25 protein-coding genes are annotated in these 26312 nt (G+C 43.0%); 12 read left to right on the top strand and 13 right to left on the bottom strand.

Translation table 11 applies throughout. From position 1 onward, the window contains the following. Positions 1-8: 8 nt before the first annotated feature. From CES82_RS01795 to proB, 3 genes are all read right to left on the bottom strand, one after another. A complete protein-coding gene (locus CES82_RS01795; RefSeq protein ID WP_305792667.1) occupies positions 9-1271 on the bottom strand; it encodes a glutamate-5-semialdehyde dehydrogenase in 1263 nt (420 codons plus the stop codon). Between the two features lie 153 nt (positions 1272-1424). Next, positions 1425-2633, bottom strand: coding sequence for an RNA-guided endonuclease InsQ/TnpB family protein (locus CES82_RS01790; protein ID WP_225364810.1), 1209 nt, complete (start codon positions 2631-2633; stop codon positions 1425-1427). A 181-nt stretch (positions 2634-2814) separates the two neighbouring features. Continuing rightward, on the bottom strand, positions 2815-3681 hold the full coding sequence (gene proB, locus CES82_RS01785; protein WP_098823594.1) for a glutamate 5-kinase: 867 nt from the start codon (positions 3679-3681) through the stop codon (positions 2815-2817). Positions 3682-4262: 581 nt separating this feature from the next. On the opposite strand from proB, the gene brnQ reads away from it, so the two are divergent. After that, entirely contained in the window at positions 4263-5633 is a 1371-nt protein-coding gene (gene brnQ, locus CES82_RS01780; RefSeq protein WP_098823593.1) for a branched-chain amino acid transport system II carrier protein, read from the top strand. A gap of 150 nt (positions 5634-5783) precedes the next feature. On the opposite strand, the gene CES82_RS01775 is transcribed toward brnQ, so the two are convergent. After that, complete coding sequence (locus CES82_RS01775) at positions 5784-6356, bottom strand: NAD(P)H-binding protein (protein WP_098823592.1); 573 nt, start codon at positions 6354-6356, stop codon at positions 5784-5786. 207 nt (positions 6357-6563) lie between these two features. On the opposite strand from CES82_RS01775, the gene CES82_RS01770 reads away from it, so the two are divergent. The 5 genes from CES82_RS01770 to CES82_RS01750 all read left to right on the top strand — a co-directional run bounded on the left by CES82_RS01770 (position 6564) and on the right by CES82_RS01750 (position 10815). After that, a complete protein-coding gene (locus CES82_RS01770) occupies positions 6564-7877 on the top strand; it encodes an NCS2 family permease (protein WP_098823591.1) in 1314 nt (437 codons plus the stop codon). A gap of 88 nt (positions 7878-7965) precedes the next feature. Further along, positions 7966-8289: a MazG nucleotide pyrophosphohydrolase domain-containing protein gene (locus CES82_RS01765; protein ID WP_098823590.1), complete on the top strand. Its 324-nt coding sequence runs from the start codon at positions 7966-7968 to the stop codon at positions 8287-8289. Positions 8290-8385: 96 nt separating this feature from the next. Then, positions 8386-8913: a QueT transporter family protein gene (locus CES82_RS01760; protein WP_098823589.1), complete on the top strand. Its 528-nt coding sequence runs from the start codon at positions 8386-8388 to the stop codon at positions 8911-8913. Between the two features lie 155 nt (positions 8914-9068). Next, positions 9069-10124, top strand: coding sequence for an ABC transporter permease (locus CES82_RS01755; RefSeq protein WP_098823588.1), 1056 nt, complete (start codon positions 9069-9071; stop codon positions 10122-10124). 4 nt (positions 10125-10128) lie between these two features. Continuing rightward, entirely contained in the window at positions 10129-10815 is a 687-nt protein-coding gene (locus CES82_RS01750; protein WP_098823587.1) for an ABC transporter ATP-binding protein, read from the top strand. Positions 10816-10856: 41 nt separating this feature from the next. On the opposite strand, the gene CES82_RS01745 is transcribed toward CES82_RS01750, so the two are convergent. Both CES82_RS01745 and cls read right to left on the bottom strand, forming a co-directional pair. After that, positions 10857-11231, bottom strand: a complete 375-nt coding sequence (locus CES82_RS01745; protein ID WP_098823586.1) for a pyridoxamine 5'-phosphate oxidase family protein — start codon at positions 11229-11231, stop codon at positions 10857-10859. Between the two features lie 725 nt (positions 11232-11956). Further along, on the bottom strand, positions 11957-13411 hold the full coding sequence (gene cls, locus CES82_RS01740; protein WP_098823585.1) for a cardiolipin synthase: 1455 nt from the start codon (positions 13409-13411) through the stop codon (positions 11957-11959). A 96-nt stretch (positions 13412-13507) separates the two neighbouring features. On the opposite strand from cls, the gene CES82_RS12420 reads away from it, so the two are divergent. Continuing rightward, complete coding sequence (locus CES82_RS12420) at positions 13508-13663, top strand: hypothetical protein (protein WP_180245625.1); 156 nt, start codon at positions 13508-13510, stop codon at positions 13661-13663. A gap of 55 nt (positions 13664-13718) precedes the next feature. On the opposite strand, the gene CES82_RS01735 is transcribed toward CES82_RS12420, so the two are convergent. From CES82_RS01735 to CES82_RS01725, 3 genes are all read right to left on the bottom strand, one after another. Further along, on the bottom strand, positions 13719-14825 hold the full coding sequence (locus CES82_RS01735) for a hypothetical protein (protein ID WP_225364809.1): 1107 nt from the start codon (positions 14823-14825) through the stop codon (positions 13719-13721). A 138-nt stretch (positions 14826-14963) separates the two neighbouring features. Then, a complete protein-coding gene (locus CES82_RS01730) occupies positions 14964-15812 on the bottom strand; it encodes a DNA/RNA non-specific endonuclease (RefSeq protein ID WP_098823584.1) in 849 nt (282 codons plus the stop codon). Between the two features lie 111 nt (positions 15813-15923). Continuing rightward, positions 15924-16397, bottom strand: a complete 474-nt coding sequence (locus CES82_RS01725) for an AP2 domain-containing protein (RefSeq protein WP_098823583.1) — start codon at positions 16395-16397, stop codon at positions 15924-15926. Between the two features lie 320 nt (positions 16398-16717). Between CES82_RS01725 and CES82_RS01720 the strand changes: the two genes are divergently transcribed. The 3 genes from CES82_RS01720 (at position 16718) to CES82_RS01710 (ending at position 18619) form a co-directional block, all read left to right on the top strand. Beyond that, positions 16718-17266, top strand: coding sequence for a hypothetical protein (locus CES82_RS01720; RefSeq protein WP_098823582.1), 549 nt, complete (start codon positions 16718-16720; stop codon positions 17264-17266). A 113-nt stretch (positions 17267-17379) separates the two neighbouring features. Then, positions 17380-18213, top strand: a complete 834-nt coding sequence (locus tag CES82_RS01715; protein ID WP_098823581.1) for a phage integrase N-terminal SAM-like domain-containing protein — start codon at positions 17380-17382, stop codon at positions 18211-18213. Positions 18214-18310: 97 nt separating this feature from the next. Next, on the top strand, positions 18311-18619 hold the full coding sequence (locus CES82_RS01710; protein ID WP_098823580.1) for a hypothetical protein: 309 nt from the start codon (positions 18311-18313) through the stop codon (positions 18617-18619). Between the two features lie 71 nt (positions 18620-18690). Here the strand turns inward: CES82_RS01710 and CES82_RS01705 are convergent, their stop codons facing one another. Both CES82_RS01705 and CES82_RS01700 read right to left on the bottom strand, forming a co-directional pair. Next, positions 18691-19779, bottom strand: coding sequence for a hypothetical protein (locus tag CES82_RS01705; protein ID WP_225364808.1), 1089 nt, complete (start codon positions 19777-19779; stop codon positions 18691-18693). Between the two features lie 186 nt (positions 19780-19965). Next, positions 19966-20388: a GNAT family N-acetyltransferase gene (locus CES82_RS01700; protein ID WP_225364807.1), complete on the bottom strand. Its 423-nt coding sequence runs from the start codon at positions 20386-20388 to the stop codon at positions 19966-19968. A 539-nt stretch (positions 20389-20927) separates the two neighbouring features. Between CES82_RS01700 and CES82_RS01695 the strand changes: the two genes are divergently transcribed. Beyond that, complete coding sequence (locus tag CES82_RS01695) at positions 20928-22142, top strand: D-alanyl-D-alanine carboxypeptidase family protein (RefSeq protein ID WP_098823578.1); 1215 nt, start codon at positions 20928-20930, stop codon at positions 22140-22142. Between the two features lie 170 nt (positions 22143-22312). Further along, the gene (locus CES82_RS01690) at positions 22313-23590 is read left to right on the top strand and encodes a homoserine dehydrogenase (protein ID WP_098823577.1); all 1278 of its coding nucleotides are present in this window, start codon (positions 22313-22315) and stop codon (positions 23588-23590) included. Between the two features lie 114 nt (positions 23591-23704). Here the strand turns inward: CES82_RS01690 and cobT are convergent, their stop codons facing one another. Together cobT and CES82_RS01680 are read right to left on the bottom strand one after the other, a co-directional pair. Further along, complete coding sequence (gene cobT / locus CES82_RS01685) at positions 23705-24748, bottom strand: nicotinate-nucleotide--dimethylbenzimidazole phosphoribosyltransferase (RefSeq protein ID WP_098823576.1); 1044 nt, start codon at positions 24746-24748, stop codon at positions 23705-23707. Between the two features lie 208 nt (positions 24749-24956). After that, positions 24957-26285 carry a C1 family peptidase gene (locus CES82_RS01680; protein ID WP_098823575.1) on the bottom strand — a complete coding sequence of 443 codons (1329 nt, stop codon included), beginning with the start codon at positions 26283-26285 and terminating at the stop codon, positions 24957-24959. Positions 26286-26312 lie beyond the last annotated feature (27 nt).

The following is a 26312-nucleotide window of genomic DNA, read 5'->3' as shown; positions in this document are numbered from 1 at the left end:
CATTTTAATTATTTCCGAACTTGCCCGTCCCCATAGATAATGTACTTGGTCGACGTTAGTTCGTGCAGTCCCATCGGCCCACGAGCATGCAGCTTCTGAGTACTGATCCCGATTTCGGCTCCAAAACCAAACTCAAAACCATCCGTAAACCGAGTGGAAGCATTGATATAAACACAAGCAGCATCAATCTGCTGCAGGAAGCGCTGACCGTTTTGATAGTTGTCAGTGATGATAGCTTCAGAGTGTTTCGTATTGTGTGCATTAATGTGAGCGATAGCTTCGTCTTCAGAATCAACGACCTTCACCGCCATGATCAAATCGTTATATTCTTCGTCCCAATCGCTATCCGTTGCTGGTATCATGCTTGGCACAATGGCGCAAGCCCGTTCATCACCGCGAAGCTGAACACCTTGGTCCGCCAACGCTGCTGCAATCACTGGCAAATACTCGTCAGCTATGGCACTATGGATCACTAACTTTTCCGCCGCGTTGCAGACCGATGGCCGCTGAACCTTGGCGTTAACAGTGATATCAACTGCCATTTGTAATTCAGCATACTGGTCAACGTAAATGTGACAGTTACCAGCGCCCGTTTCAATGACTGGTACTTTGGCTGTTGAAACAACGCGTTGAATCAAGCCACGGCCACCACGGGGAATCAACACATCCAAATATTGAGTCAATGCCATCATTTCGTTAGCGACTTCGTGAGACGTATCGTGAACTAACTGGACGGCGTTCTCGTCCACGCCCAATTCCTTTAAAGCACCTCGAAGTACGTCACTAATCGCAATGTTGGTCTGAATGGCTTCTTTACCGCCTCGCAACATCACGGCATTACCGCTTTTATAACTTAACGCAGAAGCATCCGCCGTAACGTTTGGCCGGGCTTCGAAAATAATCCCAATAACGCCCAATGGCACTCGCTGCTTGCCAATCATCAACCCGGCTTCATTCTTCCACATCTTGTCGACACTGCCGATTGGGTCTGGTAATTGAGCTACTTGGCGCATGCCTTCAGCCATATCGCTGATTCGGTCAGTCGTTAAAGTCAGCCGGTCTACAAAACTGGCCTTCAGATCCGTTGCGTTTGCCAAATCCTGCTGATTAGCAGCCAAAATGGTAGCCGCATTCGCCACCAAAGCATCCGCCATGGCCGTTAAACCAGCGTTACGCTGCTGATTAGACAGTTGCGCCAACTGGGTCTCCGCCTGCTTTGCAAGCTGACCCATTTTTTCTAATTCAGTCATATTAATCGTTTCGTTAGCCATTTTGAACAGCTGCTACTGATAACTTATAAAAAGTTATAGATCATTCTTGCTTCTCCCTATCCTGCCTCGCATGAAACTCACTAATACAGTTGATATGATAGTCCACAAGCGTTAATTCCCGGCTAGCCACCGGTACATGCTTTGAAACCTATTTTAGTAGGCGAATTCAAAGTTTTCAGTATCCCTGATATTCAGGGCCGCATTAATATCACGGTCTTCGGTATAGTTACAATTCTGGCACTCATACACTCGATCTTGTAGTTTTAAATCAACTTTTTTATGACCACATTGATGGCATAACTTAGAAGTAGGCTCAAAACGATTGGTTAAGTGTACCGGAATGTCTAACTGCTGGCATTTAGCAATCAGTTTGATTCTGAAATTATAGAACCCCTGGTAACTAATGGCCTTAGCTAAATGCCGATTTTTCATCATACCCTTAATATTCAAGTCTTCTAAGGCTACCCACTGTGGTTTGGTTCTCACCACAGCAGCGATAATCTTATTCTGATAATCAGCTTGAATGTGAGTTAGACGTTGATACAAGCGTTGCACTTTCCGCTGAGTTTTAGCTAGATTTAAATCAGTAGCAGATTTCCCTTCTTTCTGTCTTCTAGCTTTCAGTGCGTGATACTGACGGGACAACTTTCTTTGCAGTCTGCGCAGACGTTTTCTGATCCGTCTTACGCGACTACTTTTATTCTGATTAGGATACAAAGTACCATCATTTAAAATGGCAAATTCTTTTAAACCAAGGTCGATGCCGATAGGTTCACCGGTTGATGCTAGTTTTGGTAATTCAGCCTGTTCCACTAAACAGGTCAGGTAATACCGACCAGCTTTGAATTTAATTCGGCCTTGTTTGATAACGAAGTGTTCTGAGTCTGTCGGAATGTAGCCAAACTCTTTCAAACGTACCCAGCCAAGCTTCGGTAACTTGATGCGGTGACGCTGACAAGCAATAATCTGTGTTTTACTGTTCTTAACAAAGTAATAACTACCTTGGTCCCGTTTAAATGACCGCCAATGGGGAAAACCACTCTGTTTCTTGAAAAATCGATTCATAGCCGTGTCAGCGTCAATAAAAGCCTGCTTAACCGATTTGGCATATAATTCCTTGATCCACCTATCATCAGGATTGGCTTCAAGGTATTCATGGTTAAACCACTTACTAAAGGCGTAAGCGTTTAAGTAGCAATACCCCCTTTCGTAGCGTTGCCGATTGATATCCAAAAACAGGTTATAAGCCCAGCGACTGCCACCAATATGACAATCAAGCTGCCAGGCTTGTTTTTCGGTCGGCTTAATTTCGACTTTATATGTGAGTAATATCAGTGGTTCCGCCTTATTGAATTTAATCACCAAGGTGAGGTGTCCTTCATATTATACGGGATGGCTTTATTCCAAAAAGCCTTTTAATGAAATTCATATAATTCACTACTTATAAGCTATAAACTAATACGGAAAATTTAACGGCTAACTTTAACCTTGTGATATCTTTCGCCAGTCTTATAAGAATATGGAATAGTATAGCAGCACCACTTTACAAAGATTTATATCCTTTTACAGCAGAATAGTTACTGTTCATTCCTCCTTTTTCTTCGGGAGTAAACCAAGTACCAACTGGTTTACCAGCTAAAATATCCAAAATAATCGCGGGGTCTTTGCCACTTGCCAACACCATTTGACGATTGTCCTTAAGCATAATTTCCGCTGCCGTCAGCTTCGTCACCATGCCGCCCGTACCATACCGGCTGCCGCGACCGCCAGCCACAGCATAGGTTTCATCATCAATGTGATGAATCGTTGGAATTAACTGAGCATCGTCATGTTTCAGTGGGTTTTGATCGTAAAAGCCCTCAATATCAGACAACATGATCAGCAGGTCAGCATCTACGTGAGTCGCCACAATAGCGGACAACTGATCGTTATCACCAAACTTGGTCCGATGATCCATTTCATCTACCGCGATGGAGTCATTTTCGTTAACAATCGGTACCACGTGTTTGGCTAATAACCGGTCAAAGGTATCCATAACGTGTTGGTTGCTGGCCGGAAAATCGAACACATCATGAGTCAGCAACAGTTGCCCGATGGTTTGATTATAGTGGGCAAACCGCTGATTGAACATCGTAATCAGCTTACTTTGGCCAATCGAAGCCAGCGCCTGTTGCTCACTGATCTCCTTGGGTCGCTCCTTCAGCCGAAGTGCGTTTAAGCCAACACCAATCGCCCCAGACGAAACTAAAATAACTTCCTTACCCTGTCCGCATAACGTACTTAGTGCGAAGGCGAGTTGATCAATCACCCTTAAATTAAGTCCGCCACTGGGGTAAACCAAGCTACTCGTCCCAACTTTAACGACTAATCGTTTAACATTCATCTTTCGGTTGCTGAGCTGAGCTCCCATACCTATCCCATCTTTCTGTCTCAAATAATTTCTCATTAAAACACCATCTCTATATTACCCATCATTATTGCTTATTTTTCGGTTTTTGACAACTAGTATCAACCGGTTTCTTACATCTATTAAAATGAAATACCGCTGAGATAATCAGCACATTAAATTAAAAAAATCTAATTTTATCCTTGACTTTTAATTTTCCATTGACTATTATTATCCACATAAACAAAGTTTGTTTCACACATATTTAAATCATTTTTCAAAGACTATGCGTAGAAGAGTAGTCACTGGCAAGATTCACAGGGAGCCTCAATCAGTGCGACGAGGTAATCGACCCAGCGATGAAAGTAATCTACAAGTCGTGACCGCGACGAATAATTCGAAGTGGTCACTGGGAATGCGCCCATTACAGCAATGAAGTATCGTGGACCGACCGCGCATCGGTTCGCCGTACTTTCAAAGTCAATCATCGCGAGGTGGTTGAAAATTAAGGTGGTAACACGTCGATAACACGTCCTTAGCTTTTATAAGCTAGGGGCGTTTTTTATTACCCCGTTGTTTCACCAAATTCACAGGAGGTTTTATATATGAAAACATCACTCACGAAACGTCAATATATTATATTAGGTTCACTGCTATTCGGTCTCTTCTTCGGTGCTGGGAACTTGATCTTCCCGATTCATCTAGGTCAATTAGCCGCTGGCAACTGGGGACCTTCCGCTATTGGATTTCTGTTAACTGCTATTTTATTACCGTTATTATCGATTCTCGCCATTAGTTTAACTCGCAGCAGCAGTGCTTATGACCTTGCAAGACCAGCTGGTAAAGGATTTGCGCTCTTCTTCCTGATCATGATTCACGCCACTTTAGGGATTCTGGTTGCTTCACCACGGACAGCCACCACTACCTTCGCCATTGGGATTCAACCCTTCTTGCCAAAGGCTTGGGATCAAATGGGACTACTGATTTTCTCATTCTTGTTCTTCGGCATTTCACTCTTACTTTCTTGGAACCAATCCAAAATCACTGATTACGTTGGTAAATTACTCAACCCAATCTTACTTGCTCTCTTAGCTTTCATCTTCTTCATGGCTTTCATCATCAAAGGCGACATCCGTCAAATCTCAATCTTTCCAGCTGGCTCTGGTGCCGGCAGCAACTTGATCAACGGGTTCCTACAAGGTTATAACACCATGGATGCTCTTGCCGGATTAGGTTTTGGTGTTACGATCATTACCGCGCTTAAGTACTTTGGTATGAACGATACTGGTGCCCGTTCTAAGGCGGTTGCTAAAGTTGGTGCTATCAGCATGGGGCTTGAAGCGATCATCTACATCTTCTTGATTGCTCTTGGTGCTTCAAGTTTAAGTTACCTCAAGTTAAGTGCTGATGGTGGGACTGCCTTCTCTGGTATTATGGCTCACTACACTGGCATGATTGGTATCGCCATCCTCGGTGCCGTTACCTTCCTTGCCTGCATCACTTCATGCATTGGCTTGATGGCCGCCCTTTCCGAAGATTGGGGTCACCGTTTTCCAAAACTCGGCTACCACTTCTTCCTGACTTTCAGTTCCATTGGTGCCTTCATCATCGCTAACTTCGGTTTGGATCAAATCATCACTTACTCCACACCACTACTTAGTTTCATCTACCCATTAGCAATGTCCTTAATCTTCTTAGGTTTGTTACATCCATTCATGGGCAAGAACCAATTCATCTACAAGACCACGATCATCTTGACCTTCATTCCAGCTTTCTTGGATGCGATTCACACCTTGCCACCATTCTTCGCTAACATGGGCTTCTTCAAAGCCATCAATGCTTGGGCTGGCAACTTCATCCCGCTGTTCAATCAAGGCTTGGACTTCTTCCCATTCATGCTGATCGGTATCTTGGGTAGCTGGGCAATTACCAAGCTCTTTAACTTACAACCATCAGCTAGCCTTGAGAAAAAATAAACTGTTTATTTCCTATGATAAGACACATAATATCAGACTTTCAAAACACACATATTAACCACATAGTTTCAGTTCCTCCAAACACACATATAAAAATGACCTCTTGTTTAGCTTTTACTGCTGAACTAGGAGGTCATTTTAGATTTGTCATTACTTACTAACTACCGCTATTGACTGATTAACATGAGTTCCATTTTGAATCTCATCAACCACCACCTGTGCAAATGCTGCAGCGCTAACCGGCTTTACTGGAACTGGCTGTCCTTCATTAATAAGCTGGACTTGCGCAGACCCAGATTGATCATCAATAATCGGTCGTAAGACGGTGTACGGCATCTCAGCCTCATCCACAATTTTAATGCCATAACGTTGCTGTTTGAGAAATTCTTTGATATCGATAATTCCAGGATAAGTAAGCGTACCATCGACTTCCTGATCAATACCAGCAACCGAGCGCATCACGGTTCTGACGGTTTGCTGCTGCTTTCGAAGTGCGGTGAAGACGGCTTCTAGCTTCCAGTCCACATCCATCCCAATGAAATCGGAGTAGATGATGTCTACCCCTTTAACTGCTTCCATATAAGTAGCTGCTTTGCGGGCATCCCCGCAAAAGTCAGCAGTTTCGTCTACTTCGGAAAAACCAACTACTGCCACATCATTCAGCTGCTTAGCCACTAATTGTGCGACTGGTTGATCAATCCCCAAAATTAAACACTTCGTCATTCTTCTAACCTCGTTTCGTTCATGTCGATACTCACTTTACACTATTTTTCGATTGTTTTCTCTCTTCATTTCCGAACATTTGGTTTTTAAAATAATTATTATTCGTATATCGCAAATGCTATAAATTAATGTTACGATAATATCTGGTTTTTATTTACGAAACACGAACATTACGGCTATTATTTTAGATAAAGGGAGTTAATTCTTATGGGTCAAAAAATTGCGTCATACTTTCAGTTCGATGAGTTAGGGACATCGTATAAGAAGGAATTCCTAGCAGGTTTAACCACATTCATTTCAATGGTCTACATTTTGTTTGTTAACCCCAACGTTTTAGGGGTTTCTGGCATGGACAAGGGTGCTGTCTTCACCGCAACCGCGTTAGCCAGTGCCTTTGGCTGTTTCTTAATGGGGATCGTTGCTAAGTACCCCATCGCCATTTCGGCTAGTTTGGGGATCAACGCCTTCTTCTCATACACCGTTGTCTTAGGGATGAAGATTCCTTGGCAAACAGCTTTAGCTGGTGTGTTTGTGGCTTCCATCCTATTCATGATTTTAACTGCCTTTAAAATCCGTGAAATGGTCGTTGATGCCATCCCTCGTGATTTAAAAATGGCCATCAGTGCCGGGATTGGGTTATTCATCGCCTTCATCGGTTTAAGTGATGGTGGCTTAGTCACTGCCAACAAATCAACCATGATTGGTTTGGGTTCATTACACGTTGGCTCAACTTGGTTAACCATTATCGGCTTACTCCTCACCATTATTTTAATGAGTGCTAGAGTGCCAGGTGCGATTTTCATCGGGATGGTCATTAACGTCATTGTTGGTTTATCAACCGGCTTAATTCACGCACCATCTCAATGGGTTTCCGGTGTGCCAAGTCTTCACTCCACTTTTGGGGTGGCACTGATGAACGTGGGCCACATCAATACCTTGCAGTTAGCCGTGGTTGTTTTGACCTTCTTACTGGTGACCTTCTTTGATACTACTGGGACATTGGTTGGTTTGACTGAACAAGCCGGCATCGTTAAGGACAATAAGATTCCACGTATTGGCCGGGCTTTGACAGCTGATTCTACTACAATGGTTGTTGGTTCACTCTTAGGAACCTCACCAATGGGCGCCTTCGTTGAATCCTCAGCTGGGATCGCCGTTGGTGGCCGTTCCGGATTTACCGCTGTGGTTGTCGGGGTATTGTTCCTATTAGGTTCATTCTTCTCCCCACTACTGACAGTCATTACTAGCCAAGTAACCGCCCCCGCTTTAATCATCGTTGGGACGTTAATGGCGCAATCTTTGAAGAACATTCACTGGGAAAAGTTCGAAATTGCAGCTCCTGCATTTCTGATCTTAGTTGGTATGCCACTGACTTACAGTATTTCAGATGGGATTGCTTTAGGCTTCATCACTTATCCGCTATCAATGATTGCTGCTAAACGTGGTAAGGAAGTTAGTCCAATTATGTACGGTCTAGCCGTTGTCTTCGTCATCTTCCTGTGGATCTTGCAAGCTGGCTAATGTGGTACAATTCAATTATGCAAATAAAACGGCGGTTTCCTTTAGTGGGAACGCCGTTTTAAATTCTCTGAGAAATGAGGCAATATTTGTGACTATCCAAGAACACCAAGCATGGATCAAACAATTTTATGAAGAGCGTAACTGGTACCGGTTCAATCCCTTGATTCGGATGAACTTCTTAACTGAGGAAATGGGCGAACTGACACAAGTCGTCCGTACCATTGAACTAGGACGCGACCACCCTGGAGAACATAAAGCCACTGCACAGGAGTTACGCGACCATCTCAAGGAAGAATTATGCGACGTTTTTGACCAGACGCTAATTCTCTGCAGTAAATACGATTTAGACCCAGCCGAAGTCTTCCAGTACGGCGAAAACAAACTAAAAAAGCGGTTCGATTCAGAAGCCTAACTTGAAATTTAGGCTTAAGTACGGTAATGTATACCACTGTTGTATATCTGTATGCAGCACTCATTTAAATATCTCAAAACGGAGGAAGAATTTACGATGAATTCTAAGACAACACACTTCGGCATCGACTCAGTGGCAGACATTGCCCGGGTCGCCGTCATCGCTGCACTCTATGTCGTTATTACGACGGTCTTGGCAGCCTTTAGTTTTGGACCTGTCCAGGTAAGACTGGCAGAGATGCTTAATCTATTGGCCATTTATAACAAGCGTTATGTGATCGCCGTTCCGCTTGGCGTTGCCATTTCCAACCTGGCTTCACCATACGGGATCGTCGACATCATCTGGGGCAGCTTATCAACTTTTGTTACCATGCTGGTACTCTATTATGTGGCTAAGCACATCTCGAATTTCTATGGCAAATTGGTTGCTGGCGTTTTAATTGTCACCTTTTCAATGTTTACCATCGCGTTGGAACTGGCCTGGTTAGGCAACGCTGCCTTTTGGCCAACTTTCTGGATCAACTGGGGCACCATTGCCATTGGTGAGTTTATCTCACTAACGATTGGTGCCATCTTGTTAGTCCTCATGAGTCTGCGAATCGATTTAAATAAACTGTTTGATTAATTTGTAAATACCTGCTGATCACTGCTAAACGTAGTGGTCAGTGGGTATTTTTTTGCTCGTTAAAAATCGTAAGTTCCCTCAGTTGCGACTCAGTGTAAATTGCTTTATGGTTACGTCAGCAATAACCATAACTGTACATTAAGGGGAGTTGGCTTATGTTTCTAGCGTTGAAAGAAATCAAAAAAGAAAAGTTCAGATCGTGGCTAATTATTATCATGATCGTCCTCATCAGTTATCTGATTTTTATCCTGACTAGTTTAGCAATCGGCTTAGCCCGAGAAAATACTGATGCCATCAATTCTTGGGGAGTCGAAAAAATCACTCTCAGTTCCACTGCTAACGTTGATATGCGGCAGTCACTTTTAACTAAAAAGCAAGCTGGCACACTAACGAAAAATGAAGCTTATCTTGGCGAAACACCCGTCGTAGCTGAGGCTAAGGGACATAAACAGCAATCAGCCTTCTTTGTGGGACTTAAAGCCAATCAATTTATCGCCAAAAATATCAAACTTGACTCTGGTCACTGGGTCAAACATTCCCATGAAGTTGTGGCAGATGACTCGTTCAAATTAAAGGGTTATCAGTTGGGGGATAAGTTCAAATTAGCTGACGACAAAACCAAGTTTACTATCGTTGGATTTACTAAAAACGCCAAACTAAACGTGACACCAGTGCTTTACGGCCAGCTAGGGACCTGGCGCACGCTTCGAGGTATCGCCATGGGTCCGATTACCAGCGTGGTTGCCTCCAAAAATAGCCGTTACGAGTCTAATCAATCAGGAACCAAGACCTATACTCGTCAGCAAATTATCAATAAACTGCCCGGTTATCAAGCACAAATTTTAACCTTCGTGCTGATGATCAGCTTCTTGATGATTATTTCACTGATCATCATTGCTGTTTTCCTCTACATCCTTACCATGCAAAAATTACCCAACTACGCTGTTCTGCGTGCTCAAGGTATTCCTAGCCGGGTACTCGTCAGCGCAACGATCAGCCAATCTCTGATACTGGTTGCTAGTGGCTTAGTTATTGGGACCATCCTAACCGTGATCACCGGTTTCGTCATTCCGGCACAAGTCCCAATGGCGTTTGATATCCCAATGTTGGCAGCCGTTGGTTTAGGGATTTTGATCATGGCCTTGGTTGGCAGTCTCATACCCGTCAGAACCGTTCTCAAAGTCGATCCCGTTTCAGTGATTGGAGGCTAACACGATGAGTTCATTTGCCGTCAAAAATGTGAATCAAATCTTTGGGACTGGGACCGCTAAAGTCCATGTCTTACACGATGTTAACTTTGAGGCCGAATCTGGTACTTTGAGTTTAATCATGGGCCCATCCGGCTCTGGCAAAACCACTCTGCTAACCATTGTGGGCGGATTGCTGACCCCAACTAGCGGCACGGTAACTGTTAATGGTGTGGATTATAATCACCAATCAAAAAGACAACGTAATGCCTTACGCTTGGATGAAATCGGGTTCGTGTTACAGCAATACCACTTATTACCTTACCTAACTGTTGCCGATCAATTTACGCTGGTAGATAAGGTGAAACCAAAAGGCAATTTGCCTCGGGCTCAACTAGATGAAGTACTGCAAGCGCTAGGCATCCAAGGTCTACTCCATAAATATCCTGGCGAATTATCCAGCGGTCAGCAACAGCGGGTGGCGATTGCGCGTGCACTGTATCCAAACCCAACCATTATTCTAGCGGATGAACCAACTGCAGCACTTGATAGTCCTAGAGTAAAAGTCGTTGGCGAGCTGTTTAAAAATCTAGCCACCAAACATAACAAAGCCGTGGTCATTGTGACCCATGACTCACGGTTGATGGCCTTTGCGGATCAGTTGTACGAAATCAGGGACGGTGTATTATCGAAACAAGAACTAAATCATAACTAATTTAAAAGGCCTACACCGAAATTCAGTGTGAGCCTTCTTAATTACAGTAACTGTTTAATTGACTTTGGTGTAATTTCTAGCACTTTACGAATAAATGGGTACTTTGCTTTGACATCATCGAATTCTTGACCCTCTTCAACAAAGCGTGCCGTCCCTGTTAACCGGAAACCAGTTCCTTGATAACCATCGCGGCCCTCAACTTCTCGCGCACCCACCGTGAATAAGACTTGGTTATTTTGAGCTAAATCATCTTCAGCATGGGTAAAACCTGCCGCTGGGATTAAGATACGTTCATCATCCGTAACGGTTAAATATGAATTCCATGTATTCGTAATGTGCGGTTCCGCTGGCGTCCAAGTGACAACGGAAACGACACCTTCGTGGTTTAATACATCGTGAAATTTCTCGGTTAACATGATTATTCCTTCTTTATATTATGGCTTATTCCGATAATATATCAGGCTGGCGGCCATGTCAATTCGTATGCTTTTTTTCTTTTTGTCGAAACGTGCTCCGGCAGGCAGACAGCTGCATGTAAGGGCCCCAGCACAAATCCCAAGCCCATGGATTTCTTTCCTTTTACTTTGCCTAAACGTGCTCACGCAAGCAGACAGCTGCATGTAAGCCAAGCCCCTCACAAATCCCAAACCCGTGGATTTATGAGGGGCTTGGCTTACACTCCGCTATCTAATCGCTTGCGTTCACACTCTACACAAAAAAGCCGCCCCCCAACAATCGTTGTCAGGGAAACGGCTCCTGTATCTAAACCGGTCGCAAACTTCACGACCCTTTCGTACCTGTAGAAGGTTATCGACCAACAAATGGTAAATCTTGGATCTTAACCGCTGGGGTTCGCACTCTTGTCGGCTCGAGGGTTACCATCGAATACCGATTCTATCTCCTGTTATTCGATGCCTCAATTCTCATTTTAGCAGCCTAACAAGGAAACAGTCTATTACCCATTTGATTCTACTATCAACTCGATTGGTCTAGTATCACTAAACGTCGAATCTTTGTTGCTTCACAGCAACGATACTACTTACAAAACTAATTGGTCTTATCTAACCTTCCAAGGATATAATAACCTATTTTGTAACCGATTACAAGAAATATGTTTGACTTTTTGAGTCCAAAACTCACCCTATAAAATAGGCGATAATAGCCGGCAAAAACTCTGCTTAAATCGTAGATATAACGACTGATTATCAAACGCTTCAGCCGTCATCAACCGACTTAAGCGTTGATCTTTCTCAAACAATTCGGCTAACTGAACCGCTAGTTTTTCATCATACAGAAAAGCGTTCACTTCAAAGTTCAGTTTAAAGCTCCGATAGTCCATATTAGCTGAACCTACTGAAGCCAACCGGTCGTCCACCACCATGGTCTTAGAGTGGATAAAACCGTTTTCGTAGTAGTAAATTTTCACGCCATCTTTCGCCAGTTCATGGGCATAATACTGCGTCGCTCGGTAAACAAAAGGATGATCCGGCATTTGCGGAATCATGATTCTAACATCAACGCCTGCCATCACAGCGATTCGAATAGCATCCATCACACTATCATCCGGAATCAGGTAAGGCGATTGAATCCACACCCGCTTTTTCGCGGATTGAATCAATCGAATATAGCCCATTTTAATTTGCTGCAAATCTGAATCAGGACCGCTGCTAACGATCTGCATGTTAGTATCACCCTTCACATGCGTTAATGGAAAATAGCGCGTCTCAATATGGTCAGCTGGCAATAAGCCTTCTGAGGCTGTGGCGTTCCAATCCAGAATAAATCTGCCCTGCAAACCAAAAACGGCCGAACCCGTAATTCGTAAATGCGTATCTCGCCAGTAGCCAAACTTTTTGCTTCGACCTAGATACTGATCACCGATATTAAAACCACCAACGTAACCAACTCTGCCATCCACCACCACAATTTTCCGGTGATCACGAAAGTTTAACCGAAAATCCATGATTGCTGAACGGGCTAGAAACGGTTCTACGTAGCCGCCAGCGTCTATGAGTGATTTGAAGAAGGAACGAAAGGCCCCTAAGGATCCAAATGGGTCATAAATCACGCGCACTTCAACACCCGCCAAGGCTTTGCGAACTAACAGGTCACGAATTTGCTTACCGATTTGATCATTTTTAAAAGCGTAAAATTCAATGTGAACGCTGCTTTTAGCCCGTTCAATATCCTCAATCATTTCGTGAAATAGCTGCTTACCATCCGCAATAATACGAACCCGGTTCTTCCGAGCCAAAAAAGCGTGGTTTGCCGTCTGAAACATCTTGACTAGCGACTTCACCGAATCAGACACTAAATCAGCTGGTAAGTTTTCAGTTCCCAACTCCTGACGCTGCTGAGCCAACAATTCATCCAGTTGAAGCTGCACATCACTTTTAACCTTAAACAGTTTATTTTTAGGCAATTGCCGGCCAAGAAAGGCGTAGATGACAAAACCAATCACTGGCAGCAAAAAAAGCACCAGTAACCACGCCCAAATAGCAGCAATATCTCGACGTTGCCTAAAAATAATGATAATTGCTAAAATAACATTGATGAGATAAACCCCTTCACCAATCATTGTCATGGTAATATCCATACAATTCTCCCTCTTAGCATTCTAATTGTGATACTATGGGGAAAATTATAGCACACGCATCATTATTAGCTCCTAGAAAGGAAGTTGAAGTTTCACATGCTCACTACAATCGTTCCCGCAATATATGGTATTCATGGCGTCGGTACCATCCGAATTTTTCACTGGTTGTTCCGCGAAAATCCAGTGATTGGTTTTGGCTTCTTACTGGCTATTATTCTCTATGGTATCTATCGTTATAATAATAGACGCTAAAATCTAAAAGGGTGGCTTATTCGCGAAAATTACGAATAGTCACCTTTTTAAATTACTAATAGACCGTCGTCGACAACAGCACTTCTGGATCATGATTGCATAATAGATAGCCATGACCAGTTGAATCAAAGGTCAATCCCTCTGTTTCACGCTTGGGCGTTAATCCAGACCATTCAAACGAGCTGTTAGTTAATGATCCGTGTCCGTTTAACTGTTTGGCTGGAAAACTAGCTACTGAATCATCCGCAACCAAATATAACCGACCACGTTTTTCGTTGTAGCCCATACTTTGAATATGGGTACCTGGAAGATGCTTAAAGACCTGATCGGTTCTCCTAAAGACAACGTGATGGGCAGAAATGCGGCCTTTATAAACGTTCACGCCATTACCCGGATTACTCCAGAAATAGGCATTCCCATACTTATCAAAGGTTAAAGTATGACCGCCGTGAATGAAACCATGCGAAATTAAATGGAAGCTGATGGCACGATCAGGTTTCAGCGAACTGGCACTGATATGCTGAATATAACCGCCAGTTGAAGTCGGTGCGCCTGACTTCGTTTCGTTATCGCGCCACATATATAGTGCGTGGCTCTTCAAATTATAAGCCAATGATTGTCCGTGACCGGTATCAAACAGCCCACCAACTTTAATCGCCTTTTGAACCTCTTTTTGTTTGTCTGAGTACCGACCATTATGCTTAACGTAAGTCGATTGTAATAACTGCGGATCTTTTTCGACCCCTAATTGTACTAATCGTTTCATATCATATCGAACAATTCGGCCCTCATTATTTAAATTAGTTGGACAATAAACGATATACATATAGCCGCTTTTAGAAATGGCAATTGACTGAGGATTGCCCCAAGGCTGGTTGTCTTTACCCGGGTATGGCAGTAAAAATCGGGTCTTAAAAGTAACTCCCTTACCGCTATACGATTTCATCCCATTAATATGATTTGTTCGTTTCATATGTGCAAAACTTTTGGGTGCTTTAACATAGTTAACCTTTGAGTTATTAAGTACGCGCATCCTTGATGGATGGTTAATTAACGCTGTGGAACGCTGGTTATATACTTTAACAGAAGCATTTGCGACAGCGAATTGGCCCAACATTAAGCAGGCGGCAAAACTGATCACCCCTAAAATAAAACGTTTCACGTTATTTCCTCCCCAAAAAAGATTAAACAAAATCTAAAACATATATTTTAATAATAAAACAAAATGACTTCTTTGCTCAATATAATCTCAAAAATTTTTCCAATATCATCCATGAAATCATTCGTTCTATGACACGTTCTAATCCCCGTTCGAAACCGTTGAACGTCCGGTTGCGTAATCAAGCTTTGCGCCTGGTTGAATATTAAAGATATAAACATTGAACCGAATCGTATTGTTACCAATTGACTGTGCCTGCATTTGAACGCCTCGTGCTAACAGTTCATTATTCCGAAAAACCGGCGTCACACGATACCTAACGTAATTCGTTGGGCTGAGTTTAAGGTAGGTTGCTACCTCAGTTTCGTAATTCTCCATGCCGGGTGAATTCAGCGATCGGGTCCCCGTCATGAGATTTTTAGCGTTGTTATTCTGACCCGTGAACTGATAGCCAATCAAATGACTTCGGTTATAAAGCCAATCCGTTTTCCCCTGATATGTAAACCGTTTGTTATGCCAGCCTGTAGGATCCACGTACAACGGTTCTCGCTGGGCGTGCGGCATGAGCGACTTCGACAGTAGCGCATCGGCTCCGGTCACCCGGTTATACTGATCTAAATTATGATAAACCTGCCATGGCCCCTTAGCCGTGCTTAGATCCTGTTTAGTAAACGTCGGTACGTTGTTATTGACCTTGACCACTTGCTGACCCTGATAGTTAAGCGCCGCTAATTGTGCCGTACTATTAGCTTTCGTCTTTCCATCAGTGTTTGGCTGAGTCGTTGTTTGATTAGTTTGATGCCCTTTGAAAGCATCAATAACTGAACTGGCTTTTTTCTGTAGCTCTGTTTGGCTGCTAACCGAACTTGCTGTATTTGACTTTGACTGATTACTGTCCCCTGTGGCCGAAATGCCGGCAATGATTGCCACCGCAATGACTAGCCAGGTAAAAAACGAATTACTGCTGCGTTTACGTCGACGTCTTGGCATCTTTTAGACTTCCCCCTAAATGTTCACTAATATCAGTTTACCAATAAACATACGTTCGGTCTAGTTCATAATTAAAAGCGCTCATCTTCAAATAATGCGATGAGCGTTTAGTTAATTATTCATTTCTTTTACTTTGAAATACTGCTGTTCTGCTTGGCGCCGTAGTTCAACCGCCTCATCAAAAGACTGGGTCGAACGATTTAACACGTAACGGCCGTGATACATTAACCTTGCGATGTAAGTCCCTGTTTTCTTATCAAATGAAACCCCGATCACACCCGTATGATTCCGTTTGGAACGAATTAACGATGAATAGCCAATGCCATGTTCGTTCACTAACGCTCCGCCTTGCGCGTCAATAAACCGTTCATTACGACGAGCATTCTGACGTGAAACTTCTCGTCTTAGGCAGCCGCAACTTCGGGTAATGCCCTTTCTAAGGGCGTAACCTTCAACAACCACCCGTTTACCGCAATCACATCGACATAGCCAACAGACGTTACCGTTTCGTGCGACAGTTTGCGCACGTTTCTCAACAACCAAACGGCCAAATCGTTGATGCGTTAAATCAATACAATGACTCATTCAAGATTCCTCCCTTTAATTTAAATAAGTCCCCATGACGAATGCCAAAATGATTAATATAATTAACCATCTACTCTTGCTGATCAATATCCCCCAACTCATGCCCATATTATATAATAGGTTGGTTAGACTGTGTCTCTCATTTTTTCATGATTTTTTAAAAAAATTGGTAAGGTTTTCACGTAATATAGTTTGAATGCTCGTTTAATCGATCTCAGTTAATCACATTTCTTTGAAAATGCTTAACTTTACCCCAAACACTTGCGTTACTGTAACTCCCACTGCTATACTCGATTCACAGAATAATGAGGTGATTAGTAATGAAAACATCCCGAATAAAGGTCATGCTACTGAGTTTAATTGCAGTTTTAGCCATTTTTCTAACGGCTTGCGGCAGTCAGTCAGCTTCAAAGTCACACGAACAGGCTAGTTTTAAAAACGAACCGGCCACTACTAAACATACAGACGTTAAATCAACCGTTTTATCAGGGGACGGCTTCTGGTACTTAGCCGGTAAGATCAACCATAAGAGTAATTCCGGTGTTGAAGCCGTTGCATTTGATAAAAAGACTGGTAAAGCAACGATGTACAATGTTGATAAATTCTACAAGTCTTATAGTGCGGCTAAAAAAGCGAAAGCACTCAACAAGGAAGGTACCGTTAAGTATACCTTCACTAAGAACAAACAGAATCAGACCGTGATTAAGTTGGCTGGTAAATTATCAGGCATTGATATGACCCAAACCGTAACAGTCAAGGATACAACCAAGGGAACTAATAAGGCAACTAAGCTGCACCTTAGTGGTTATCATGCTGTACGTGATGTCGATATGGACAAAACTAACGTGGTATTCGTTGAAACCAATTAAATCAATTAAAACTCAGTAACTACAAAACCTGCGCTATGGCGAATATACCGTCATGACGCAGGTTTTAACGTATAATGGATCATAAGATCTTATATTAAAGGGGGGTATGTCGTTTGTCACACGCCAATGCTTATCCATACCAGGAAACTTTTGAACAATATCTTAATCGGCGAGAACTCGCACAGCCTACCATCGCTGAATACCGTTCAGTTTTGACTGACCTATTCAACTTCCTGAGTAATTTCAATGCCGGCTATCAGGCTGATCACCGCGTGGCAACGTTACTGGATCGCGATGTTGAACAGTACCTCGCTATGCTGGTGAATCAACGTCACGTCACTAATGGAACTTACAATAAAATGCTGTCGCACATCAACATTTACTTTAAATACCTCTTTACTCACGATTTGATCACACACTACCCCACTCTAACGCTAAAGGGTAAATCACACGATGATCTCAAAGCACCAACCACCAAATGGCTGCACCTCATGCCAACTATTTTAGCCAACCAGCAACTTGCAGTTTATACTCGTCTCACAATGCTGCTATCTAGCCGTTATTACACCATCTCAGAATTTTTAACGCCGGGATTTTATCAGCAGTTAAACACCAGTGACTTTAACGCGGATGAACGGACTTTTTGGCAAACTTATCAGCAGTTCATTCGACCGCTGCAGGAGCGTCAGCACAGTTCAGACCTGTTTTTAAAACAACGATTAGCTGGTGATCCGCATCTCACGGCTGCCGGCCTTCACAAGTATTTAAAACCCGATGAAAAACTATTGGGCTTCTCACTGACCCCCACCCGTTTATACCAAAGCGCCGTTATCGATTTTCTGTTGCAGCATCCCAGTCTTAGCGACCAGCAACTTAGCCAAAAACTCCGGCTAGATCCCCAGTCGCTCACCTATTATCGGCAACTAGCAATGCAGTATCGCGGGTGAATCATGATTAACACCATAGCGTCTTAAATCTTCAGACCTTCCCACTGCATTTAATCAAACTTTACGGTATGATTAGGGCAAAAGGAGTGTGGTTTTTATGGCAAAGAAAACGGTTACTGTTGATTTCGCAAAACTCGCTAACCAGCGAGCCGAATTTGTAAAAGAAAATCCCTGGTTGATTCCTGCTGGTCTAGCAATTCAAATGATCCCACTGGCACTGTTGATTCATGGTCATGTTAAAACTAACATTTATAAAAAGAGACTCCAAATCGAACGTGAAAAAACCAAACAGTTAGCACTTCAGCTTCAAAATGATCATCCGCACGGTCATGGTCACCATCGTCACCACTCTAAGCATGATGGCAATTACCGTAATTTTGAATCACCAGCACCGAGACAACTTTGATGACTCAAAATTTAAATAGCGACTGACTTCCTTGCATGGAAATCAGCCGCTATTTACTCGTTATCATAAATTTAGTAAACCGATGTCGATCGAAGAACCTCTGGATTGTGATTAGCCAGTAGATAAGCATGACCCGATGCATCAAAGGTTAAGCCCTCCATCTCACGTCTGGGCACTAGTCGCGACCATTCAAAAGAATGCTTAGTTAACGACCCGCGACCGTTTAACTGTTTAGCAGGAAAACTAACAATGGAATCATCGGCCACCAAATATAGCCGGCCACGTTTCGCATTATATCCCATACTTTGGACGTGCGTTCCGGGTGCCCGCTTCAGCGTTTGATCGGTTCGTCGGAATTTAACGGAATGGCCCGATATTCTCCCTTTGTAAATCTCAGCTTCTGATCCGTTTAAACACCAGAAATAAGTGTTGCCATACTGGTCAAAAGTTTGGGTGCCACCACCGTAAAAGGTTTTTCCATGAGCCCGCAGATGGAAACTAATCGCTCGATCTGGTTTCAAAGACTGGGTGTTAATATGTTGCAAATATGAACGGGTAGTGGTCTGACTGTCATTATTATCTCGTTTCCGATTATCACGCCACATATACAGGCCATTGTCTCTCGGATTAAAAGCCAGTGTCTGACCATGACCGGTATCAAATAGCGGCCCAATTTTAATGGCCTTTTGGAGCTTTCGTTGGCGCTTAGAATACTTACCATGATGCTTAACGTATACCGTCCGCAAAATTTGTGGCTTTTTATAAACACCTAATTGCCCTAACCGTTTTAAATCATATTGTACAATGCGTCCTCTGTTTCGCAAAGTAGTGGGACAATAAACAATATACATCAGATTGTTTTTTGACATGGCAATAGCTTGCGGATTTCCCCAGTGCTCGGTACCTTTACCAGGGTAAGGTAACAACAGTCGCGTCTTGAAAGCCACGTGATGCCCAGATACTGATTTAACCCAATTGACTTTTTTAGAAGCTTTCATATGGGTATATCTGCCTGGCACTGTGATGAAATGTACGCTTGAATCATCAACGATACGCACTTGAGATGGGTGATAAATTAATGCTGATGAATGCTGGTAATGCACGATTGAAGCAGCTGCTTTAGTAGACTGCCCCCAAACCAAACATAAAATAAAACTCATAATGACCAAAATAAACCGTTTCAAAATCCTCTAACTCTCCCTTTTAAAGCTACTTTTATAATAGGTCAGCGAGTTAATGCATTTCAATGGACAGTGAACGATTTTCAAAGAATCTGCCTTGTATGGTTCATTTAAGCCCAATAAATAACCCGATCATCGTCAATAAATGATCAGGCTATCTTGTTATTACTGTTGTGCTGAGTCGATTAGCGTGTAATTAGCTGGGACTGCGATCCGGTCCTCCCGCCTAATCGTAAATCCTTCGTGGGCATAAAATTTTAGTGCAGCTTCATTATCGATCACACATTTTAAGGTTAAATTACCGATAGCCTCTTGGCGCATGCGCTGAATCAGCGCATGACCAACTCCTTGATGCCGAAATTCCGGCGCTACGAAAAGTAGATGGATAAAATCCATAACTGGTAAGAGGCTGGTAAAACCAGCAACTTGTCCGTCGATTTCTGCGACAAAGACCGCTTCTCCCCGCGAATCATGGTTAAAATCCGTAATATCAGGATGCGCTACCCACGGAAAATACAGCTGACGGTCACGTAAATAAATTTGCGCCACTGCTTGGCGATCACTTGGTTTCATTGGTCTTACTTTCACTTAAGTGTCTGCCCCCTTATTATTCACTTCAAAAAAATTATAGCATTAATTATTAAGGCTAGGTGGAAAAACGTTAACCGGAACATTCGCCTCAATTTATGCATTTAATTAATTTTAAATTATATACATAGTTTATTACTGCAGGAAAGCCAAAAATATCCTCAAAACAGTTGAAAATCCGTTTATTTGGGATTATAGTAGCCACATACCAAATAACCTAATAACCAATCTATATTCTTTTTATAGCCACAATAATGGTTAAATAGAATATTCTCAAGAGACGACCGCCCCAATAGACGGTCGTTTTTTGTGGGAAATTATGATTAATAACCTATATATTATAGTAATAATATGATATGAAAATTTCCAATCATTTTAGTTGTTAAAACCACTCTCGTTATAATTTAACCTTTTCTTGACCCTTTTTATAGGTGTTTTCTGCTATACTAGTTTCAGTTTTGTGCAACGGAGGTGTACCCGTTATTTTAAATACTTACAAAAAAAAGCGCGCTTCAAATTTTCTGATCGCACTTATTTGTATGCTACTGGTGTTTGCACCAGCAAGCCCTAGCTTCGCAAAAAGTAAAAAAGACACCCGGATGTCTGACTATACAAAGGTCAAATCAGCTTACGTCATGGATGCTAAAAGCGGCCAAACGCTATATGAAAATCATGCGGATCGGCAATTACCGATTGCCAGTCTATCAAAGATGATGACTCTATATCTAACGACTCAAGCCATTAAGCATCATCAACTCAACTGGAACGATAAAGTCCCCGTTGATAATCAACTGATTAAAATGAGTAAAAGCTATGCCTTAGGCTCTTTTAAAATTAAACACTCGAATCAATATACCGTCAAAGAACTCTATCAAGCCGCATTGATTGCCTCTTCTAATTCAGCGGCCATTGCGCTTGGCAAAGCCGTTACCGGTGGCAATAACACCAAGTTTATTAGCATGATGAACCATCAAGCCAAGGCCTGGGGGATTGATGCCAATTTTGTCAGCAGTTCTGGTCTAGATAATACTGATTTGAAACATTATGGCTATCAGCTATCAGGTACTTCTGACAAGGCGCAAAACATGGTCAGCGCTAAAGCCATTAGTATCGTGGCTCAGCATTTGATCAAGGCTTACCCGCAAATTAATCAGTGGAGCAATAAAGCGACGTATAAGCTGGATGGCCAAACCTTGGTCAACGCTAATTCCATGTTAAAACCCGGCTACTACTATCGTGCCAGCAACCATTTAACCGGTCTAAAAACCGGCTATACTGAAACTGCGGGCCTGTGCTTAACGATAACGTACTGGCGTAACGGTCGAGAGCTTATCGCAACGATTATTGGCAGCCAAAGTACTTTCTCTGCCATGAACGGCCTGATTACGCATTTAGATAAAACGGTACGAAGCAAACCCGTCACCGAAGCGTCTAAAACATATGATATTCAAGGACGCAAGGTCACGGTTAATCCCGCCGAAAAGCAAACACGGGTGTGGTACCGTATCGGTCAAGATCCAAACAAGATTAACGTCACTAGCAAGTTGATGACGACAAAATTACCCGTTAAAAAGGGACAGCCACTAACAACCACCAACTTTAACCATACGGGGTTACCAAGCGTTACTAACCAGAATGGTACGGCTGCTGAAACGGTGGCTAAACCTGTCGCTAAGCAAGGTAATGCCACTGGTACTAACTGGTTTAGTCGCCTTTTCGCTGGTATTGGAAAAGCTTTTTCACAAATTTTCTAACCCTTTCACTAAATGAACGATCTCTTAACTCACCTAAGCTTATCGGTTTAGGTGAGTTTTTCTATCTTCACTTTTGGTGATTATATGAGAATTCATCTTTAATTTTCACAAAGTTCTCATATTATTTGCTATACTAGACAAATATAGAATCAGACAAGGAGAACCCGATAATGGATGAAATTAAAATTGGCCTTGTTGGCCTAGGGACCGTTGGCAGCAGCGTCCTCAAAATGATTACTGAAAATTCCCATAAGGTTCAAAACATCACCGGTCGAAACCTTAGCATTAAAACCGTGGTGGTTAGAAACGTTGCTAAACATCAACAGGAAGTTCCGGAAGGCGTCACTGTCACTGACGACCTGACTGCCATTGTGGACGACCCAGAAATCAAAATTGTGGTCGAAGTTATGGGGGGCGTTCATCCGGCCAAGGAAATTATTACCTCATTATTAAAAGCTAAAAAGCACGTGGTAACAGCTAACAAGGATTTAATTGCCTCCGCTGGTGAAGAACTAGCAGTCATCGCAAAACAAAATCACTGTGATTTGATGTATGAGGCCAGTGTCGCTGGTGGAATCCCAATTTTGAGAACCATTGTCACCAGCTTCGCAGCCGATTACATCACGGAAGTTAAAGGTATCGTCAATGGCACCACTAACTTCATTCTGACCCAGATGCAGCGAAAACACTGGTCCTATGATCAAGCACTGATGAAGGCTCAGGAACTGGGTTTTGCAGAATCTGATCCCACCAACGATGTGGAAGGAATCGATGCCGCCTACAAGATGGTAATTCTTAGCCAATTCTCGTATGGCACTCACATCAAAATGTCCAATATGTCTGTTGAAGGTATTTCAACCATTCAGCAAGAAGACGTTCAACAAGCTGATGCTTTTGGTTATACCATCAAATTACTGGGAATTTCACGCCGGATCGATGATGGCGTTTTTGCCGAAGTGGGACCGGTTTTAGTTCCTCAGGATCACCCGCTAGCAACCATCAACAACGAAAACAACGCTGTCATGGTCACTGGTAAAGCCGTTGGCGAAACCCTATTCTATGGTCCTGGTGCCGGTGGCTTACCAACTGCTAACAGTGTGCTAAGTGACATTGTTTCAGTCACTAAAAACATCGTCCTTGGCACCACTGGTAATGGCTTTAATAATTACCAAAGCCAAGTTGGTAAAGTTGATCCTAAAAACGTCATTTATCCTTATTATCTATCACTTAAGATGCTTGATGCTCCAGGTCAAATGCTGAAATTCACGCAAATTATGACCCAGATTGGCGCTAGTTTCAGTCAGATCGTTCAAACTAAAAATGACGATCAGACTGCCCGAGTGGTTATCATTACCCATGAAATGTCAAAAGCGCAATTAAACGATTTAAAGACCTATTTAAGTAAAGTTAACACCATGTCGCTGCTGGCGGCTTATAAAGTCTTGTAAAATAGAGTGTGAAATAAGCGTCTAAAGAGTGGCGCATAAGGGCTCAAAACGGAAATTCCCCAAACTTTGGGGGAATTTTTGTTTTGAGCCTTTATTTGAACACATTTATCACACTTATGGCTTAAAGCGAACGTCAATATCCGCTAAAGTATTCATATGCGTCAATACAGATTGCATGGCATCAATCAAGCTTAGTGCCAAAACAGCACCACTGCCTTCACCCACCGCCATTTGGAGATCTAACATCGGTGTTAATCCTAGCCAATCCAGCGCACATTTAGAGCCAAATTCTCGGGAAAGATGAGAAGCAATTAAGTGGTCTTTCACACCGGGATCAAGCTTCTCCGCAATAACCGCACCTGCATAGGAGAGGAAACCATCTAGGATCAACGGTACACCATGTTCAGCAGCGCAAAGTATCGCACCAGCTTTAGCCCCTATTTCAAAACCGCCAACCTTACTCAAAACGTCAACTGGATCATTAGGATCAGGCTGCCAATCAGCGATGGCTTTTTCAACCACCTTAGTTTTGTGTGCCATTCGTTCAGTGGAAATGACCGAACCGCGACCAACAACGTCAGCAGCTGGAACACCCAGTAAAACGCTGATAATGGCAGATGCTGGCGTCGTGTTACCAACACCCAGTTCACCAATAAGTAATAAGTCATTACCTTCATTAATAGTATCTAGGGCAACGTCATAACCGGCTTGAAGACACTGGATAGCCTCATCACGGGTCATTGCCGGTTCCTCAGCGAGATTTTTAGTCCCCCAATTGACTTTTTTATCGATGACGCCTGTGCCACTAAGATCGTGGTCAACACCCACATCGATGACTTTTACGTCACAGTGATTAGCTATCGCAAGAGACGCTACGGTTGTGTGGCCTTCAAGGGTATTAATGGACTGTTCCCAGGTGACTTTTCGCGGTGTTGCGGAAACACCAGCACGTTCAACACCATGATCACCCGCAAAGACCATCACACACCTTTTTGCTGTGCGGGGTTTGGTAGTTTGCTGGATGCCAGCGAGGGTAATCATCAGTGTCTCAAGTCTGCCGAGTCCTCCGGTAGGTTTAGCAAGCCCATCCAATTTAACCTTCATAGCGTGACGTTTTGCTTCAGAAATAGGCGATAGTGTTGGTCTGACATTAAACATGGCGGTGCCTCCATTCAAGATTTTCAACTTAAATTTAGCCTACTCTCGACTGAAAACGATTACAATCAATGGTCGTAAAGACAACAATAATAATGGCGCAATTATCAAAAAAGTCACTGGAATGTAGTGTTATTTTGAAAAAATGGTAGAAAAAACAGAGTTTCGGGAAATCTAGATTAGATTTCTTGAAACTCTGTTTTAAATCCAGCTACATCAACGGATCCCACGGTGCTAGTTCAACTGGCTGATGAGCCAAAATTGCCCGCTGCTCATCCGTGAGGTACTTTTTGTGCACAACGACTTCGTAGACAAACTGATCCATCCAGTCATCTGTCATCACGAAATAGCCTTTTTCACCGTTCTTTTCACCCCAGGAATTTTCGACCTTCCAACGGTTAGGCTGCCCATCTACAAGATTGACGCCCGTCAAGGTCATGGCATGGGTCACCTCAGCTTCATGGTAGGCAAACCGCTGTGCTTTGTTCATGGATAAATCGATGCCAAATAGTTCTGCACGCCGGTATAATTTAGCGTCTAAGAAACCTTGCTCGCGACTCATCTGCTGTAGCACATCGTTGCCAAACCAGACCGTTTCGCCATCCTTTAGCTGCGCAATCGCAGTCTTTTTCAAAACCGCCATATCCACGTTCAAGAATTGAATCTGCTTGCCACCAGCGACATTTTCCTGACTAGCTAAACGATAAAGTTCGTTTAACGGCTTATCAGGTGAATTCGTCACCACGACATAATCTTCCAAATCAACGTCAAATTCCTGCTGGAAAAAGGCAGTTGGCGTTAAATTAGCTTGTCGGTGCCACTTTTTATCGTTATCTCGGTATTCCAAATCGAAAGTTGCTGGTGGTTCACCGAAGGAATAAGCCGCCATTCGGTAAACTTCACCCACCATTTGACGCCGTTTTTCATCCAATTGATCCGCACTAGCACCATCACGAACGAGACCACGTAAAATCACCGCATCCCGCTTCATTTTAAGTGCTAAAGTTGACGCAAAAGCATTGGTATGGTCGGTATTGTAGGTTTCCGGCATCGCATACGCAGGCATCACCCCGTATTTTTCCACTAAGGCTGCTGCCATTGGCCATTGACCGCCGTCACCACCCGCCATTTTCAGGTAAAAAGCAACTTCACGGTCATTAGGACCCTTATCAGCAGTGGCGATAATCTGCTGGTAAAACATATTTGCCCGTTCAACTTTATCCCAGAAAAACAGGTAGTTTTGCGATAGTTCAAAGTTTTTCACGTGATGGGTCTGTTCAAACTTGTGTCGCAGCGTATTCAACAACGAGAATTCCCAGCAACGGCCACTTTGTTTTTGATTGGTCACAGTGCCCGTTTCTAATTCAACGGAAAATTCCCGGTGAAGCCGCACTTTAGCTTGCGGATCGGTGGCTGCAGCGTTGACCCCATTAGTCATTACAGCACGACTGATGACGGCTGCATCTGGTCGTTGCATTAATTCTTCATGATACTGTTTAAAATCATCTGTTGTTAGTTCTGATGGATTCAATTTGATCATTCAATTCATTCCTCCTGATAAATAGAC

Source organism: Secundilactobacillus silagincola, assembly GCF_002583405.1.
Taxonomy (GTDB): Bacteria; Bacillota; Bacilli; order Lactobacillales; family Lactobacillaceae; genus Secundilactobacillus; species Secundilactobacillus silagincola.
This window is presented reverse-complemented; position numbering and strand designations above follow the sequence as displayed.